The organism is Paenibacillus sp. 276b, assembly GCF_900107875.1.
GTDB lineage: Bacteria > Bacillota > Bacilli > Paenibacillales > Paenibacillaceae > Paenibacillus > Paenibacillus marchantiae.
The window spans coordinates 546,225-562,898 of record NZ_FNRR01000002.1 but is presented as its reverse complement, the minus strand read 5'-3'; the positions used below and the strand labels follow the sequence as shown (position 1 = coordinate 562,898).

Below are 16,674 nucleotides of genomic sequence, written 5' to 3'. Positions count from 1 at the left end.
AACTCCATGATCCCAGGTGAATATCGCTTAAAACAGGATGATGAGATCGTCTGTCATCCCGATCGCTTAACCGTGCGTCTGATTGTACTGAACCGCGGCGACCGTCCCGTTCAGGTCGGTTCTCACGTTCACTTCTATGAAGTCAATGCTGCGCTGGACTTTGATCGCCTTTCCGCTTTTGGGCACCGTCTGCATATTCCGGCAGGCACCGCTGTTCGTTTTGAACCTGGTGAAGAAAAACCGGTCGAACTCACCACATTCGGTGGCAAACGTCAGATTTATGGATTTAACGGATTAACCGAAGGATCGGCAGATCAGCCACCTGATCCACAGAAACTAGAAACATTTCTGAAGACATTTGCACCCCCTATGCAGGACGGAGGGGACCCTTTATGAAACGAATGAGCCGCGAACAATACGCGTCCATGTTCGGGCCTACAACCGGGGATGCCGTCAGATTGGCGGATACGGAACTATGGGCGGAGATTGAGCATGATTACGCTGTCTATGGGGATGAAAGCAAATTCGGTGGCGGTAAGGTTATTCGTGACGGGATGGGTCAGTCCACATCTGCCCTTCGCAGTGATGGCACACCTGATACCGTCATTACCAACGCCGTCATCATCGATCATTGGGGGATTGTCAAAGCGGACATCGGTATTCGCGATGGCCTCATCTGCGCAATCGGCAAATCCGGCAACCCGGATACGATGGATGGAGTCGATCCCGCGCTGGTTATTGGCGCATCGACCGAAATCATTGCCGGAGAAGGCATGATTGTGACCGCTGGAGGCATTGATACCCATATTCATTTTATTTGTCCACAACAGATTCAAACGGCATTATCTTCAGGAGTAACAACCATGATCGGCGGCGGTACAGGACCTGCAACTGGCACCAAAGCCACCACCTGTACACCCGGAGCCTGGCACATTCACCGGATGCTGGAGTCCGCAGAGGCATTTCCCATGAATATCGGTTATCTAGGTAAAGGCAATAGTTCCAGCACCGCTCCATTAATTGAACAGATTGAAGCCGGTGTCATTGGACTGAAGCTGCATGAAGATTGGGGCACAACGCCAAGCGCTATCGATGCCTGTCTGACCGCAGCCGGAGAACATGATGTTCAAGTAGCCATTCATACCGATACGCTGAACGAGACCGGATTTCTCGAAAATACACTGGCGGCCATTAACGGACGCACAATCCACACCTACCATACAGAAGGTGCTGGCGGCGGACACGCGCCGGATATTATTCGCGCTGCCGGAGAGTCTTACGTCATCCCCTCTTCGACCAACCCAACACGTCCTTACACACGCAATACCGTAGAAGAACATCTTGATATGCTGATGGTTTGTCACCATCTGGACCCGTCTATCCCTGAAGACGTTGCTTTTGCTGATTCACGTATTCGTCCCGAAACGATCGCGGCCGAAGACATTTTGCATGATCTTGGTGTATTCAGCATCATCAGTTCCGATTCGCAAGCGATGGGCCGGGTTGGCGAAGTCATTATTCGCACCTGGCAAACTGCCGACAAGATGAAAAAGCAGCGAGGCAAACTTGAACTGACCTCAGGCTCCCCGTCCGATAATGATCGGATCAAAAGGTATGTCGCCAAATATACGATCAATCCAGCTATCGCTCACGGCATAGGCCATCTCGTCGGTTCCGTGGAGGTTGGCAAGTTGGCAGACCTGATCGTCTGGAACCCGGCCTATTTCGGGATAAAGCCCGAGATGGTTATCAAGGGCGGTATGATCACTTTCGCCCAGATGGGTGACCCCAACGCATCGATCCCTACGCCGCAGCCCGTATTCGGCAGAAGGATGTTCGGTGCTTACGGCGGTGCACTTGCCAAAGGGTCGATCACTTTTGTCTCCCAAGCCGCAGCAGATGCAGGAATCAAGGAGATGCTAGGCTTGAACAAGCGTGTGGAACCCGTCAAAGGCTGCCGATCAGTGAGCAAAAAGGATATGATTCACAACGACGTGACACCCATCATTGAAGTCGATCCCGAAACCTATGAGGTACGGGCTGATGGCGAGCTTCTCACCTGTGAGCCCGCAGACGAATTACCGATGGCACAACGCTATTTCATGTTTTGACAAAGGGGGACACGCATGATGATGCACAGCGGCACGAAATTACTCCGTTATGTTCAACTGCTGGATTCGGCCTTGCCCATTGGCGGGTTCTCCCACTCGTTCGGTCTGGAGGCATACACTCATGACGGTAGAATACGGACCACCGCCCAGATTGAACAATTCATTCGCGGCCAGCTTCATTCCAGCCTCGTACGGCTCGATGGTCTTGCCATCAAGGGTGTCTACCAAGCCATTGAGCAACAGGATGCCGCCCTTCTAGCCCTTTACGACAAACGTGTACACGCCCAGCGAACCCCCAGGGAACTACGGGAAAGTGGGCACAAGATGGGTAAGCGATTACTCAAACTCGCGAGATCACTATATCCGTGGATGGACTTTTCTCTAATCGATGAAGCCGTACAGGAACACGGTGCATTTTGCGGCATTACAACCATTCACGGCTACATCAATTATCAGCTGGAAATTGGACTGGACGAAGCCGTCACCGGACATCTGTACACCTCAGTTAATGCTTATGTAAATAGCGCTCTGCGTCTTCTGCCCATCGGGCAAACCGAAGCACAGATGCTTATCCAAAAACTTTTGAATGATATTGATTCTGAATGGTCTCAAATTCGGGATAACGACCCGGAAGACATGCACAGCTTCGGTATTGCCCAGGAAATCTATGCTATGCGGCACGAGAGCCTGCCAGCCCGTCTGTTTATGTCCTAACTACAATAATTCAAAACCAAGGAGGAATTTGTTATGTGTGGAGGAGCTAATCATACGCATCATGCGGAATGGGAACGTAAGGTATTTGATCGGAGTCGCCCGATGCGAATCGGAATCGGTGGGCCGGTAGGTTCAGGAAAAACGGCCCTAGTAGAGAAGCTGTCCAAGGCACTGCGTACACGCTACAGCCTGGCCGTTATTACCAATGATATTTACACAAAGGAAGATGCCGAGATTTTGCTGCGTCAGAATGCGCTCGCGCCGGAACGTATTATCGGTGTAGAAACAGGAGGATGCCCACATACAGCTATTCGCGAGGATGCTTCAATGAATTTTGAAGCCGTTGATGAGTTGATTGAACGCTTCCCGGACTTGCAACTGATCTTTATCGAAAGCGGCGGCGACAATCTCTCTGCTGCATTCAGCCCTGAACTGGCGGACGTATTCATTTACATTATTGATGTGGCTCAAGGGGAAAAACTGCCTCGCAAAGGCGGTCCAGGTATTACACGTTCTGACCTGCTACTGATTAATAAGACCGACCTCGCCCCTTATGTTGGCGCAAGTCTGCAAGTGATGAAGGATGATACTGAACGGGTACGCGAAGGACGGCCTTATGTGATGTCGAACCTGATGAGTGGTGAAGGGGTATCCGAAATCGTCCATTGGCTTGAACATCAATATATGGATGACGATGCTTCCGCTGCGCATCTGCATACCCACACTCATGAGCACGGAACGACTCACAGCCACTAATCCTTCTTCCTCTTCACATGGAGTTGAACATGGACCGAACCGCAGTACCGGAGAGGCCGTGATACGCCGCAGCGAGCTTCGGGCCACTTTCGCCCTCCAAGGCGGGCGCACCGTCATGACCGATCGGTATTATAGCGCCCCTCTGCGGTTCAGTCGATCCTTTCGACCTCCGGGTGGCGGAGATGAATTATGTGTATACACCTCAGACGTCTCTCCAGGCGTGCTGAACGGTGATCATTATCGATCCGAATGGCAATTGGGCCAGAACACTCACTTAATGCTAAGCAGTACATCAGCCACGAGGCTTCATCCAACACCTACTGTTCCGTCATCTGTGAACCATCACTTTCGACTGGAGCAAGGAGCGGTGCTGGAGTACTTCCCTGAATGCGTTATCCCGTTTAAAGGCAGCTCATCATCACTCACCACGACCTTTGAGCTGGGTGAACAAGCAATACTTGCGTATGCTGATATCTGGTCCGCTGGACGGATTCATCGGGGAGAAGTCTTTCAGTTCAAGCGATATCGCAGTCTGACAGAAATCTGGCAAGGGAAGCAATTGGCCGTATGGGATCGCTTCGGGCTCGAACCAGAGCCGGACGATCCAAAATCATCCGCAGCGTTGTTAAACTACACCCATACTGCAGCTTTATGGATGATTGCCCCCGGATTGGGCGCAGCACAGTTGGAGTCCGTACGGTCCATTCTTCCCCCAGATGGTCGCATGCTTGCCGGGGCTAGTTTGCTCGCTACAGGAGGGATTGGTGTTCGTTTGCTCGGAATGGCTGCTTGGGAACTTCAGGAGCAATGCCTTCAGATCTGGAACACCCTTCGCTCCGATCTTTTGGGTAAACCTAGCATCACATTCCGCAAGTGAAGGCTACACGTCTATCAGACTAACAACTTTCGGAATCGCATGTTCATGTTGCAACGAGTTTCAAAGAAAAAAACCTCTGGACCACTCTCCGACGGGTTTCGGATGTGTTCAGAGGTTTTTTTATATACGCAGATAATCCAGTCAAGTCGTAGCTTCCACTAACTTGTACTACAACAGATCGTCTCCTTTGGGCTTATCTTCTCCCTTGTAACGAAAGTCGCCTGAATCTCTGCTTTCCTTGGATTTACGATAACGGGTAAATTCAATATATTCACTGATAAAAGACTGTTCCACAGTCGATAATTCGCTTTCTTGGCAATTCAATTGCCGCAACACGTCAAAAAAATAATCCTCCCGTTTTTCCCGTACCATCGCCTCCTTGGATGGACGCCCAATCATGAGCCAATCAAGGCTCACATCAAAAAACGAAGCAATCTCAATTAGTTTATTCGTACTCGGAATAGATTTACCGCGTTTCCAGTCACCCAGATTGCCCGTGCTGATCTTCAGCTGTTGGCAGAAAGCCTTCTTGGTCATTCCTCGTTCGGCAATCAGGTGTTCAATTCGCTCATAGATCGACTGCATACAGAACCGCCTTCCAACCGTAATAATCAATACATGTACCTAAATTATACCACAACCTTCCTGAATCCTCAGCCTTTTAATCCCAGGAATACGTTCTGGTATTTCTCATAACACAAAGATAGACTCCCATGAATAATCATGAGAGTCTATCTTATAACGTTTGTTACTGTGATGCGGTCGAGAGGACTCGAACCTCCACGGGTATACACCCACTACCCCCTCAAGATAGCGTGTCTGCCATTCCACCACGACCGCATATTCAATTGTAAAAATGGTGAGCCATGAAGGGCTCGAACCTTCGACACCCTGATTAAAAGTCAGGTGCTCTACCAACTGAGCTAATGGCTCTTGCTGTAACTTCACCGAATGTGTGTGTGCCATGCGTAACTCTTTTGTATAGGAGCTATGACTTTTTGAGGATTCCTCATCAGGATTGTACATCCCTGAGGTGGTGAAGATAATGACCCGTAGGGGATTCGAACCCCTGTTACCTCCGTGAAAGGGAGGTGTCTTAACCCCTTGACCAACGGGCCTTGTAAACAAGTTGTCTTTCTTGGCGACAAGAATGAGTATATCATAGGCCAACTTAAATGTGCAACACTTTTTTTCAAACTTTTTTTATGCACTCCTTTTCCCCTTCTCCATGAGGTCAAGAGCGTTGCTCACGCCTGAAATGTCTTTCACAAATTTATCATCGTAATCTTCGCATTTTGTTAAATTAATATCAAAAAACTTAAATACACTTACATTCACTTATAATATTGCAAATATCATTATTAGTACTTATAATTAACCTATCAGTTATTTACACGGTCAGCTACGTATAAGGAGGCGGCACGTTTGTTTCAGGAAGAACGAATGCAGCTGATTATTGAACATTTGCGTAAACACAATCGCATCTCAGCTGATGATATTGTATCCCTCTTTGACGTTTCCCGGGACACAGCACGAAGGGATCTGATCAAACTCGAAGAACAGGATGCCATTATCCGAACGCGCGGCGGTGCAATTCTCCCCGTTCCACCAGACGAGCACCGATCCTATAAAGATCGTTTGCTCCACATTTCCAATGAAAAAAGAGCTATTGGCAAGCTAGCCGCTGCTATCGTCCGCCAAGGCGAACACATTATTCTGGATTCTTCCACTACAGTGCAGACTTGTGCCGAAAATCTAAATGGCAAGTCCTGTACTGTCATCACCAATTCCATTTATTCAGCTGATCTTCTCTCCAATCATACCGCTGTCGAGATTCGTTTGCTGGGCGGCAAAGTCGATAAGGAGCAACGTTATGTCTATGGTACTTCAGTGATTGAAACTCTTTCCCATTATTATGTAGACAAAGCCTTTATCGGCATTGGCGGAATTACGATGGATGGCTTCAGTGCCTCTGAAGAAGAAGGAAAGATCAAGCACAAAATGATGCAGGCTGCAAAACAGGTTATTGTACTCGCTGACCATTCCAAGTTTGATAAGCGTTATGGTTATCGTTTTGCGGACTGGTCACTTGTTGATATGTTAATTACAGATCAATGGCCTTCCCAAGATTGGCGGACTTTTCTAGCCGAGCAACAAGTCGAGATTCTCATTCCTGAACCTACAATTGAAAAGGAGTTGTAACATATGAAATTATTTGCTACCGATTTAGATGGAACCCTATTGAACAGAGATAGTCAGATCAGCCCGGAAAACGCAGCTGCAATCCATAAGGCGCAACAAGAAGGATTGAAGATTACGATTGCTACAGGTCGGGTCTATTCCGACGTATTAACTATAAGCAGCGAAGGCGGAATTAACACACCAGTCATCGGCTCCAACGGAGCTACCATCCACGATGCCAACGGTGAACGCCTATTCCATCTTCCACTTGAGCGTGAAACGGCCGCATCCGTCATGCAGTGGCTGGAAGATCATCATTGCTACTACGAGGCCTCCACACAACAGGGTATTTACGCTCCTATAAGCAGCCACGAGGCGATGCTCGCTGAGATGGATCGCATCCTGGGTTCGAGTCCTGGGGAGGATATTGAACGCCTTATTCGAGCTGTTAAGAAGCACTATGACAAGAAAGACTATGACCGCGTAAACTCCCATCAGGAAATCCCTTCCGAAGCTTACATTTACAATATTATGGCCTTTTCAATGGATCCGGCTCAATTGCAGCAGGGACGCGAATACTTTGCTTCTCGCTCCGATGTAGCCATGGTGGTGTCCTCTGAACACAACTTTGAAATGCAGCATCCTGATGTATCCAAAGGTAACGCCTTAAGCAAACTGGCAGCTCATCTGAACATTTCCATGGAAGATACAGCAGCCATTGGTGATAACTTCAACGATGTATCCATGCTGAAAATGGCAGGACTCGGTATTGCCATGGGCAATGCTGAACCGGAGATTAAGGCGCTTGCCAAGGCTATCTCTTTGACCAATGTGGAGCATGGTGTCGCACATGCCATTCAGTGTGTTCTTGAAGGCAAGCCCGTTTCCCGGCCGGAGACCGTCGTTGAAGGCGGTCAGTAATCGATTGTCGTGATAGCTCGGCATTGCGCGACATAACGAACCAGCGATAGCCTGGGCTCACCTCATATCAACGGATCGAACGTGAGGCACATCCTGTAATAAAACAATTAATTGCTCGGCCCGATATGATCCAGGCAGTTGAAGAGTGAATTCAAGTACAGTCTCCTCCCCGGAGTCTGTGCTTATTTGCTGTTCTGTTTTGAACCCAACCACCGAGATTTTCTCCTGTCCAAGCAAAGCCAAAACGGTTTTGAGGGTGTCCCCTTCCTTTAGAAGTCGAATGGTCAGCGTCTCTGTTCTCGCGGACACCAACCAGCGTGTCGGCCGATGCAGCAGCATCTGTGCCACTACAATAAGCAGCGTAACCCCAGCCCCAGTCCAATACAATCCCGAACCCACAGCCAGTCCCATTCCTGCAGTCGCCCAGATTCCCGCCGCTGTCGTCAATCCCCGGACCGTGTGACGCTGTGTGAAGATCATCCCTGCTCCAATGAAGCCAACCCCACTGACCACCTGTGCGGCAATCCTGGATGGGTCAAGCGAGAGATTCGCCCAGCCTGCCTGATCCTGAAAGCCATACTTAGATACAATCATCATCAATGCTGCACCCACCGCAACAACAAAGTGTGTACGTATCCCCGCTTCCTTCATTCGGTTCTTGCGCTCATATCCGATCAACACGCCGCATATGCCAGCTATGAGTACACGCATTAAGTATTCCATTTCCATGTTCATCACCTCTCTTATGTATATGCTTACATGTATCTTTCTTTACTATTTACCCAATCCCTGCCTAATAAAATAGCCAAATTCAATGATTCCCCCGATGAAATCATAATGAAGTCTCATATAGACAGAAAGAAGTAGCACCACAACTGGCCCCACTTCATATATTCTGGATTACTTATTGATTGTCTATGCTATTTCAATCCACACATCACTTCTCTGCCCGAAAACTCTCCCCATACCTTTCTCCAAGTCCATAATAGTGTCGGAAATTATAAATTAAAGGGTTCCACTTCTCTGGGTTAATCTTGTTCAAACCTGCAATCAGTCGGGTATGTGCGTGTACCTTCAACGCTTTCACTTCCACAATCGCCATGAAAGGTGTATGTTCGGGAATACGAATGTGTTGTACCGCGGCTTCAATCTGGAGCGGACATTCCTCTATTTTATCCGGCTCAACCTGAACTGAACTTTGGGGTGTCAGTCCAGAGACGGCAAATTTATCATCGCAAAACTCAAATCCCATCCTCCTTTTCTCCTCAGGAACGGGATATATTCCGGTATAACGCCCCAGTCCCTCAACCTGCTCCCACATGGATGCTTCCGGCAGATTAATCACACATTCGGGATGACGACTCAGGTTCTCAAAGGCTTTGCCCTGAATACCGACTCCAAGTACCAAGCAGTCTCCAAGTGCCCATGATGAAGAAAGGGGCGACAAGTTTGTCGTTCCATCTTCATTTAACGTGCTCAGCAGCAATACCGGTGTGCCATAGTACAAAATACTTGGATTTATCACCTCGTGCTGTATCAATTCGCTGGTCCAGCCCACTTGATGCTCTGATCCAAACTCTTCTTGCGATCTATCATTGGTATACATTGTTTCTTCCTCCATTCTTCAATCCATCCCTTCCATCTCTTGGGTTCTAATTCATGCATGATTAATTGTAATACACCAATAGTTAAGGTATCATCGAAGTATGAATACCTATCCGAATATTTCTGTGATTGCATCGTTAATTGCTGATCCCAGTCGTGCTATTTTTTTGGAAGCTTTGTTGGATGGTCGTGCGCTTCCTGCCGGCGAACTTGCATACATGGCGGGTGTTACTCCTCAAACAGCAAGCAGTCATCTCGCGAAGCTGGTAGAAGGCGGGCTGCTCGTCGTTGAACAGCAAGGACGACATCGATACTATCGTCTCGCAGGCAAAGAGGTTGCTTTTCTGATTGAGACGATGGGAAGTATCGCCGCACCAGTACAAGTGAGATCCCTCAAACAGTCCAACCAGCTTCAACATCTAAGCTTTGCTCGAACCTGTTATGGGCATCTTGCCGGAAAATTGGGGATATCGTTGTGTGAAGCTTTATTACGGGAAGGTTATCTCGAAGAACCTGAGGATGAGCAGGCCAAGGATTACCACATTACAGAGAAAGGGATTCAATGGTTCACTTCTTTTGGCATTATGCTTGAAGGGAAAGCCGGATCACGCCGCGCTGTGGCTCGCAAGTGTCTGGATTGGAGTGAGCGTCGTCACCATATCTCCGGAGTACTGGGAGACGAACTGGGACGCCGCTTGTCTGAGCTGGACTGGACCCGCCAGAAGGAAGGCAGCCGTTCGGTGGAAGTCACGGAAGCTGGCAAGAAGGGTTTGTACGAGGTATTGGGCATTTCATTATAGGGACGCAATCGGGCATTCTTTCTTGTACATTGGCAAAATGACGATACATCAAAAATCCCCCTCCTGAGTATCCGTTAAAGGTTACTGAGGAGGGGGATTATGTTTTGTTCAGAACGGAGAGAGAGGGATTCGAACCCTCGCACCGCTTACGCAGTCTAACCCCTTAGCAGAGGGTCCCCTTATAGCCACTTGGGTATCTCTCCAAGAATGGCTCCCCGAACAGGGCTCGAACCTGTGACAACTCGATTAACAGTCGAGTGCTCTACCAACTGAGCTATCAGGGAATAATAATCTTGAATAACCTAAATTTATCATGATTAATATTCCAAGTCAACATGCCTTCGGTGACTTTCTTTATAAGCTTCAGATACTCCCATAAATGCTCATCAGGGAGCATATTGCATATAGTCTTGTGGTCTTGTGGTAAGAAGTGTTGTTTCCAAAAAACGTTCACCTCAGATGGTATGAATCCCCAACTTGCCGGCACATCGACCACAGCGGTACCGCTTCGGATCAACTTTGCGTTTACGCAAATATTCCGTGCCACAGCTCTTGCACACCAGCTTATAGCGATACGGTAATGGCTTTCTGCCCTTTCCATCAGGAAGGGATTGACAGAACCGCGAACCGCCCACCTTCTGCAACAAGGCTTTGAATTCAGGGTCCCGGTGTTGGTAGCCGCGTCCACGAATGTGCAGATGGTAATGACAAAGCTCATGCTTGATGATTTTTTCAACCTCTTCCCGCCCATAGGCTTCGAGCTGATGAGGATTAATCTCTATTCGGTGACTCTTGAGCATATAACGCCCACCTGTAGTCGTCAGACGACGGTTAAACAGCGCCTCGTGAGTGAACGGAACCCCGAAATGATCGAGTGACACCTGCTCAATCCATTGCTGCAATTCCTCATTTTCCATCGGTTTGTCCTCCTTTCACACCTCTTGGGCCATTTGTTTTTCCGCCATAATACTTGAATTTTAACCGTTTCGTAGGCTACACTGTCAAGTAGAATGTATGAGGGGAGATTATTACTCGTTATGCCTACAATGCGCTACGTCATCCTGCAGCAGGAACAGCAATTGCAGTTTGTGGAAATGCCTGCCGATTACGCTTATCAACTCAGTGCGCTCAACCTGCGCCTGCACAAAGAAATTGACAAACTTACCGCAGCAGATGTACCTGTTCTGCCTTGGGCAATCGCCGAATGTGACAATCTTGATCTTCTGGACGAGCAACTCTCCATCATCGGAGGCCTTGATTATATCAATGCGCTTGAACAAAGCTTTGCAGCACTAAGAGAGAGTGAATATCCTTTGATTTCCCTGCTCACTGAGATCCGGGCGCTTCAGGCTCAATTAGAGCAATGGTATGAAGAAGAGATGGAATCACTCTAATCCACCTATGGACTTATTATTAATGCAGGATGGAACTAAAAGCGCATCTCCTAAAAACAGGGGCTGCGCTTTTTTTCATTTTCTTTCAACCCTACATTCATACGCCTCGCTCTTCAGTACATATCCGTATAGATATTGAATTTTCCGAGTTCATCAAGGGTTAATTCGCACAGTCCAGGCTATTGCCACATATGCTAACGTACAGATGAATTATGCAAGAGGAGGAGATACCCTTGCCTCAATGGCTTTGCAATCAACTGATGCGTGCATTTCACAAAAAAGACAGCAGACAGATCAAGCTGCTGAACGAATGCTGGTTCTTTTACCGAAATAAACCGACAAGTGGCACCCCGCGCAGCGCGGACAGCGAACTCTAAAAATCTGACGCCACTCTCTCCGTCCACTTCAAGCTCTCACTTCATTCATAAAATTCCTTCGAACAATACAGTACGGGCAACAGTACTATTATAACTGACAACAAACAGCCTTCCCATTACAGGGAAGGCTGTTCTCCAATCATTGTGTTGGATTAGGAAGACTGCTTAGAAGAAGCAGGCTTCTTCATCGTGAGGCCGACACGGCCTTTTTTGGTATCCACGTTCATCACCCAGACCGTTACATTATCCCCGACAGATACAACATCCATCGGATGTTTGACGTAACCGTTACTCAGCTGTGAGATGTGGACAAGTCCGTCACTCTTGATGCCGATATCAACAAAGGCACCAAAGTCGATCACGTTACGAACCGTACCTTGCAGCTCCATGCCTTCCACCAAATCTTCAATTTTGAGCACATCCGTGCGGAAGATCGGTAGCGGCATTTCCTCACGCGGGTCACGACCCGGACGCTGCAAGCTGTCCAGAATGTCACGCAGTGTAGGTACACCCACATCCAGCTTCACAGCCAGCTGTTCCGGTTGTTGCTCCGACAGGAGAACAGACAGTTCCTTGCTGCCCAGCTTGTCCAGCGCAACCTGAAGCTCCTTAAAGAGCTGATCAACGACCTTATACGATTCAGGGTGAATCGGTGTGCGATCCAGCGGGTTCTCGCCTTCACCAATCCGCATAAAGCCTACGCATTGCTCATAGGTTTTGGCACCCAGACGCGGCACTTTTTGCAACTGGCGACGATTCGTGAACCGGCCGTTCTCTTCGCGGTATTTCACGATATTTTTGGCAATGGTGGCATTTACACCCGCAACATAGGACAGCAGTGAAGGCGAAGCCGTGTTCACATCCACGCCCACATGGTTAACTGCGGATTCCACAACAGCCTTCAGGCTTTCTTCCAATATTTTTTGAGATACGTCATGTTGGTATTGGCCTACACCAATGGCTTTTGGATCAATCTTAACCAGCTCAGCCAGCGGGTCTTGCACCCGGCGGGCAATCGAAGCAGCACTCCGCTCAGCAACGTCAAGATCCGGGAATTCTTCCTGGGCCAGCTTGGATGCAGAATATACACTCGCTCCAGCTTCATTGACGATCAGATACACGAGACTTTCGTCCCCGTTCTCCTGAATAATCTCGGCAACAAACTGTTCTGTTTCACGGGATCCGGTACCATTACCGATAACAATCAACCCGATATCATATTGCTTGATCATCCGATGGAAAACCTCAGCAGCTTCACGCTTCTTGTTGTGTGGTGGCGTTGGGTACGTAACAGCCACTTCCAACAGCTTGCCCGTATCGTCGACCACAGCCAGTTTACAACCGGTTCGATAGGCAGGATCGACACCAAGCACACGTTTGCCATGAATCGGCGGCTGAAGCAACAGATTACGAAGATTAGCCGAGAATACGGATATCGCTTGGTTTTCACCTTTTTCCGTCAGTTCTGCACGAACCTCACGCTCAATCGAAGGGGCAATCAATCGTTTGTAAGCATCTTCAATCACAGCACGCAAAACGTCTTGGACCGCAGATGCACCCTTGATGATTTGTCCTTCCATATGACGGTGAGCCGGTTCAGGCTGCACGTCCAGGCCCACTTTCAAAATGTTTTCACGTTCACCGCGGTTAATGGCGAGAATACGGTGAGGAGGCATTTTTTTGGCTAATTCACGATAATCATAGTAGTTCTCATATACAGACTCCTGCTCAGCATCCTTTGCTTCCGAAGTCAGCATGCCATGATCGAGCGTATAACGACGAATCCATGCACGAATAGCAGCATCATCTGCAATATTCTCAGCCAAAATGTCTTTGGCTCCCTGAAGTGCAACCTCTGCATCTTCTACCCCAAGTTCAGCATTGATATAACGCGCAGCTTCCTCCAGAGGATTCCCTTGCTTTGGTTGACCCCAGATCCAGACAGCGAGTGGTTCGAGACCTTTTTCCTTCGCTACACTGGCACGGGTTTTCCGCTTCTGACGAAACGGACGGTACAAGTCCTCCACTTCCTGCAGCTTAACTGCCTGAGTGATAGACTGTTTCAGTTCTCCGGTCAGCTTGCCTTGTTCCTCTATAATACGGATGACTTCCACTTTGCGGTCTTCCAGATTACGCAAGTATACGATGCGTTCTTCAATGAGCCGCAGCTGGTTCTCATCCAGCTCTCCAGTCATTTCTTTACGGTAGCGGGCGATAAATGGAATCGTATTGCCTTCGTCCAGAAGCTCCGACGTTGTGCGGACCTGCTTCAAGGACAGTGACAGTTCCTTGGCTACCTGTTTGATGATTCGTTCATGGCGTTCTGCCTTTATTGTTTCTTCATTGGGTTCCAGAACCGTTTCCTGTTCAGACAAATAAATCCCTCTTTCCTTCCTGAATCGTTCAGTTGAAGCTTGTTCAGGGCAGCTTTGCTGCTGTAATCACAGTATCGAACCTGCATTCATGCAGATTCCTCTCCCCTATATTATCACAAAATCCCGTTCAGATTTCCAGCATTCGTCCATGTTACAAGTTCTTACAATTGAGATTACGTATCAAACCTTCATCTCAACCATAAGAAAAGACCGAAAAACGTCTCCCCGACGTCTTCCGGTCTCCCCTGACAAACACTGCATTCACGCCAGTTTATTATACCCGTTCGAAGCGGAACATTTCACTCCAATAGTCTCCCGATGCACGGCCTACAGAGATCCCACCATACATCAGCGCATCCCCGGTAAACGTCTCGGAACCACCTTTCAGGCGGTAATCCGCATCAGGGTCGAGGCCCTTCAGCTTCAGACGTTGGAGCGGTGCATTTGGTTCAGACAGCACACGGAAGTAGAATACAACGGCTTCGCTGCCATCTGGGGCAATAAACATCCATGCCGTTTCATTTCCCTCAAACGGACTTAGCAGGCGCCGGAACGTTCCGTATTGGATGGTTCCCCGAATTTCTTTGTACAGTTCAACCTGAGCCTTCACGATAGCATTCTCTTCCTCTGTGAAACGAGTCAAATCCAACTCGTATCCAAAGTTACCCGACATCGCGACATGTCCACGAATCTCTAGGGAAGTAATTCGGTTGACCTGATGATTTGGAACCGCTGAGATATGTGACCCCATTGAACTTACCGGATATACCAGGCTTGTACCATACTGAATACGCAGACGGGATATCGCGTCCGTATTATCGCTGGTCCACGTTTGCGGCATGTAGTACAGCATACCTGGATCAAAACGGCCGCCACCACCTGAACAGCTCTCGAACAGGATATTCGGGAACGCCGAAGTAATACGTTCCATGACTTCGTACAATCCAAGCATATAACGATGCGCAGTCTCACGCTGTCTATCTGCTGGAAGCAATGCAGAACCCACTTCCGTCATATTCCGGTTCATGTCCCATTTCACATAAGTGATCGGCGCAGATCCAAGCACATCGCTTAGCATGCGTACAATCTCATCACGCACATCCTGACGGGAGAAATCGAGTACCAATTGTTGACGCCCTTCCGTACGACGACGATCCGGCACATGCAAACACCAGTCCGGATGAGCACGGTACAATTCGCTGTCTGGCGAAATCATCTCAGGCTCGAACCATAGTCCGAACTGCATGTCCAAACTGGTTACCCGGTTGGCCAAATCATCCAGGCCTTGTGGCAATTTGTTCTTGTCCACAATCCAGTCACCAAGTGAGGAGTTATCGCTGTCCCGATGTCCGAACCATCCATCATCCAGTACGAACAGTTCAATGCCAAGCTTCTTCCCTGCCTGGGCGATCTGTTCAATCTTATCTGCGTTGAAGCCGAAATAGGTCGCTTCCCAGTTGTTGACCAGAACCGGACGCTCTGCATTACGGAACTTGCCACGTGCAAGGCGTTCACGATACAGATTATGATACGACTGAGACATACCATCGAGACCTGCGTCCGAATAGACCATGACCGTCTCAGGCGTCTGGAATGACTCCTGCGAATCCAGCTTCCAGCTGAACTCAAATGGATTGATTCCAAGGGATACACGAGTGGTGTGGAACTGATCCACTTCTGCCTGTGCTGTAAAGCTGCCGCTATATACAAGACTGAACCCGTAGACTTCACCCTGATCTTCGTCTGTACCCGGTGTCATCAGTGCAATGAACGGGTTCTGCTGGTGACTGCTTGAGCCTCGACGACTCTCGATGCCTTGCAGGCCGGAAGCAAGCGGTCTGCGAACGATATCCCGTTCACGCGTCCATGCTCCTGACAATTGCAGCAATTCGTAATCGGCATGCGGGAAATCAACGGAAGAGCTGAGCGCACGTGCAATATTCACCGAGGTAGCGCTCTCATTAATGATGCGCATGGAACGCGTAATCGCATTAAAGGCCGTAAAGGCCGTGTAGCTAAGTTCAATCTTGATCCCTGCAACACGGTCCTCCAGTTCAACGATGAGTGTCTCGGCTTCATCGTCGGACTCAACATAAGTTGCAGGCAGTCCGGTAAGCGCTGTCTTTCCTTTGATCAGTCGATGGCCTGTATACGTAAACTCCGAAACGGTTGAACCATTCTCAAGCTCCAATTGGATTGCCGGATTACGGAAATCACTTGTACCATACACCGGCAGTTCTACTGCCAACGTGTCGAAAGAGATCGTCCGATCTTCCGGCACCGGATTTGGGCTGAACGAAGCACGCTCTGTACGCACATGAAGCCAGCTCAGATCGGTATCACGCAGTTTTTTGCCATAATATAAATGTACCAAATATCCCGAAGGCAGTACCTGAAATACATAGCTTGCCTTTTGAGTCTGTAGATGAAATTGAAGCTTCTCCTGATCAATATAAATGCTCATGTGTCTCCTCCACCTCTATATATGTCGATTAACGTAAACGGTTTCTCAGGTATCATTATAACGAAAAGCTTCACAATGTTCTACGCTTTCATGAAGCTT

Annotated in this window: 16 protein-coding genes and 5 tRNA genes; 10 read left to right on the top strand and 11 right to left on the bottom strand. The window is 48.6% G+C overall.

The genetic code is table 11. The features are described 5' to 3' along the window. The first annotated feature begins 6 nt into the window (after window positions 1–6). Genes BLV50_RS13305 through BLV50_RS13285 form a run of 5 tightly spaced genes read left to right on the top strand, consistent with a single transcriptional unit; the run spans window position 7 to window position 4,458 of the window. Window positions 7–396 (top strand): urease subunit beta, encoded by a 390-nt coding sequence (locus BLV50_RS13305; RefSeq protein WP_063564431.1) that lies wholly within the window; start codon window positions 7–9, stop codon window positions 394–396. Continuing rightward, on the top strand, window positions 393–2,111 hold the full coding sequence (gene ureC / locus BLV50_RS13300) for an urease subunit alpha (protein ID WP_090808156.1): 1,719 nt from the start codon (window positions 393–395) through the stop codon (window positions 2,109–2,111). Before BLV50_RS13305 ends, ureC begins: the two co-directional genes overlap by 4 nt. 15 nt (window positions 2,112–2,126) lie before the next feature. Beyond that, window positions 2,127–2,825 carry an urease accessory protein UreF gene (locus BLV50_RS13295; RefSeq protein WP_090808154.1) on the top strand — a complete coding sequence of 233 codons (699 nt, stop codon included), beginning with the start codon at window positions 2,127–2,129 and terminating at the stop codon, window positions 2,823–2,825. A gap of 33 nt (window positions 2,826–2,858) precedes the next feature. Continuing rightward, a complete protein-coding gene (ureG, locus tag BLV50_RS13290) occupies window positions 2,859–3,581 on the top strand; it encodes an urease accessory protein UreG (protein ID WP_053781689.1) in 723 nt (240 codons plus the stop codon). Further along, window positions 3,553–4,458, top strand: coding sequence for an urease accessory protein UreD (locus tag BLV50_RS13285; protein WP_177031181.1), 906 nt, complete (start codon window positions 3,553–3,555; stop codon window positions 4,456–4,458). Before ureG ends, BLV50_RS13285 begins: the two co-directional genes overlap by 29 nt. Before the next feature lie 168 nt (window positions 4,459–4,626). Here BLV50_RS13285 and BLV50_RS13280 read toward each other — a convergent pair whose 3' ends face one another. The 4 genes from BLV50_RS13280 to BLV50_RS13265 form a co-directional block, all read right to left on the bottom strand. Continuing rightward, window positions 4,627–5,043 carry a helix-turn-helix domain-containing protein gene (locus tag BLV50_RS13280; RefSeq protein WP_063564435.1) on the bottom strand — a complete coding sequence of 139 codons (417 nt, stop codon included), beginning with the start codon at window positions 5,041–5,043 and terminating at the stop codon, window positions 4,627–4,629. A gap of 172 nt (window positions 5,044–5,215) precedes the next feature. Continuing rightward, a tRNA-Leu gene (locus BLV50_RS13275) sits at window positions 5,216–5,298 on the bottom strand. A gap of 17 nt (window positions 5,299–5,315) precedes the next feature. Continuing rightward, a tRNA-Lys gene (locus BLV50_RS13270) sits at window positions 5,316–5,391 on the bottom strand. A 113-nt stretch (window positions 5,392–5,504) separates the two neighbouring features. After that, window positions 5,505–5,576, bottom strand: a tRNA-Glu gene (locus BLV50_RS13265). A gap of 307 nt (window positions 5,577–5,883) precedes the next feature. On the opposite strand from BLV50_RS13265, the gene BLV50_RS13260 reads away from it, so the two are divergent. Together BLV50_RS13260 and BLV50_RS13255 are read left to right on the top strand one after the other, a co-directional pair. Next, the gene (locus tag BLV50_RS13260) at window positions 5,884–6,660 is read left to right on the top strand and encodes a DeoR/GlpR family DNA-binding transcription regulator (RefSeq protein ID WP_063564436.1); all 777 of its coding nucleotides are present in this window, start codon (window positions 5,884–5,886) and stop codon (window positions 6,658–6,660) included. Between the two features lie 3 nt (window positions 6,661–6,663). Continuing rightward, window positions 6,664–7,560, top strand: a complete 897-nt coding sequence (locus BLV50_RS13255; protein ID WP_090808150.1) for a Cof-type HAD-IIB family hydrolase — start codon at window positions 6,664–6,666, stop codon at window positions 7,558–7,560. Window positions 7,561–7,617: 57 nt separating this feature from the next. Here the strand turns inward: BLV50_RS13255 and BLV50_RS13250 are convergent, their stop codons facing one another. Together BLV50_RS13250 and BLV50_RS13245 are read right to left on the bottom strand one after the other, a co-directional pair. After that, window positions 7,618–8,289 (bottom strand): MgtC/SapB family protein, encoded by a 672-nt coding sequence (locus BLV50_RS13250; protein WP_079695276.1) that lies wholly within the window; start codon window positions 8,287–8,289, stop codon window positions 7,618–7,620. A gap of 208 nt (window positions 8,290–8,497) precedes the next feature. Then, window positions 8,498–9,166, bottom strand: coding sequence for a flavin reductase family protein (locus tag BLV50_RS13245; protein ID WP_090808146.1), 669 nt, complete (start codon window positions 9,164–9,166; stop codon window positions 8,498–8,500). Window positions 9,167–9,266: 100 nt separating this feature from the next. On the opposite strand from BLV50_RS13245, the gene BLV50_RS13240 reads away from it, so the two are divergent. After that, window positions 9,267–9,965: an ArsR/SmtB family transcription factor gene (locus BLV50_RS13240; protein WP_072734299.1), complete on the top strand. Its 699-nt coding sequence runs from the start codon at window positions 9,267–9,269 to the stop codon at window positions 9,963–9,965. A gap of 114 nt (window positions 9,966–10,079) precedes the next feature. Here the strand turns inward: BLV50_RS13240 and BLV50_RS13235 are convergent. The 3 genes from BLV50_RS13235 to BLV50_RS13225 form a co-directional block, all read right to left on the bottom strand. Beyond that, window positions 10,080–10,168: transfer RNA gene (locus BLV50_RS13235), tRNA-Ser, on the bottom strand. 5 nt (window positions 10,169–10,173) lie between these two features. Next, window positions 10,174–10,249 (bottom strand) — tRNA-Asn (locus BLV50_RS13230). Between the two features lie 171 nt (window positions 10,250–10,420). After that, window positions 10,421–10,882, bottom strand: coding sequence for a SprT family protein (locus BLV50_RS13225; protein ID WP_063564440.1), 462 nt, complete (start codon window positions 10,880–10,882; stop codon window positions 10,421–10,423). 120 nt (window positions 10,883–11,002) lie between these two features. On the opposite strand from BLV50_RS13225, the gene BLV50_RS13220 reads away from it, so the two are divergent. Both BLV50_RS13220 and cmpA read left to right on the top strand, forming a co-directional pair. Next, window positions 11,003–11,359 (top strand): hypothetical protein, encoded by a 357-nt coding sequence (locus BLV50_RS13220; protein WP_024630711.1) that lies wholly within the window; start codon window positions 11,003–11,005, stop codon window positions 11,357–11,359. Between the two features lie 233 nt (window positions 11,360–11,592). Beyond that, a complete protein-coding gene (gene cmpA / locus BLV50_RS13215) occupies window positions 11,593–11,736 on the top strand; it encodes a cortex morphogenetic protein CmpA (RefSeq protein ID WP_090808144.1) in 144 nt (47 codons plus the stop codon). Between the two features lie 152 nt (window positions 11,737–11,888). Here the strand turns inward: cmpA and BLV50_RS13210 are convergent, their stop codons facing one another. Further along, window positions 11,889–14,111, bottom strand: a complete 2,223-nt coding sequence (locus BLV50_RS13210) for a Tex family protein (RefSeq protein WP_090808140.1) — start codon at window positions 14,109–14,111, stop codon at window positions 11,889–11,891. Between the two features lie 274 nt (window positions 14,112–14,385). Beyond that, window positions 14,386–16,575 (bottom strand): alpha-galactosidase, encoded by a 2,190-nt coding sequence (locus BLV50_RS13205; protein ID WP_079695272.1) that lies wholly within the window; start codon window positions 16,573–16,575, stop codon window positions 14,386–14,388. Window positions 16,576–16,674 lie beyond the last annotated feature (99 nt).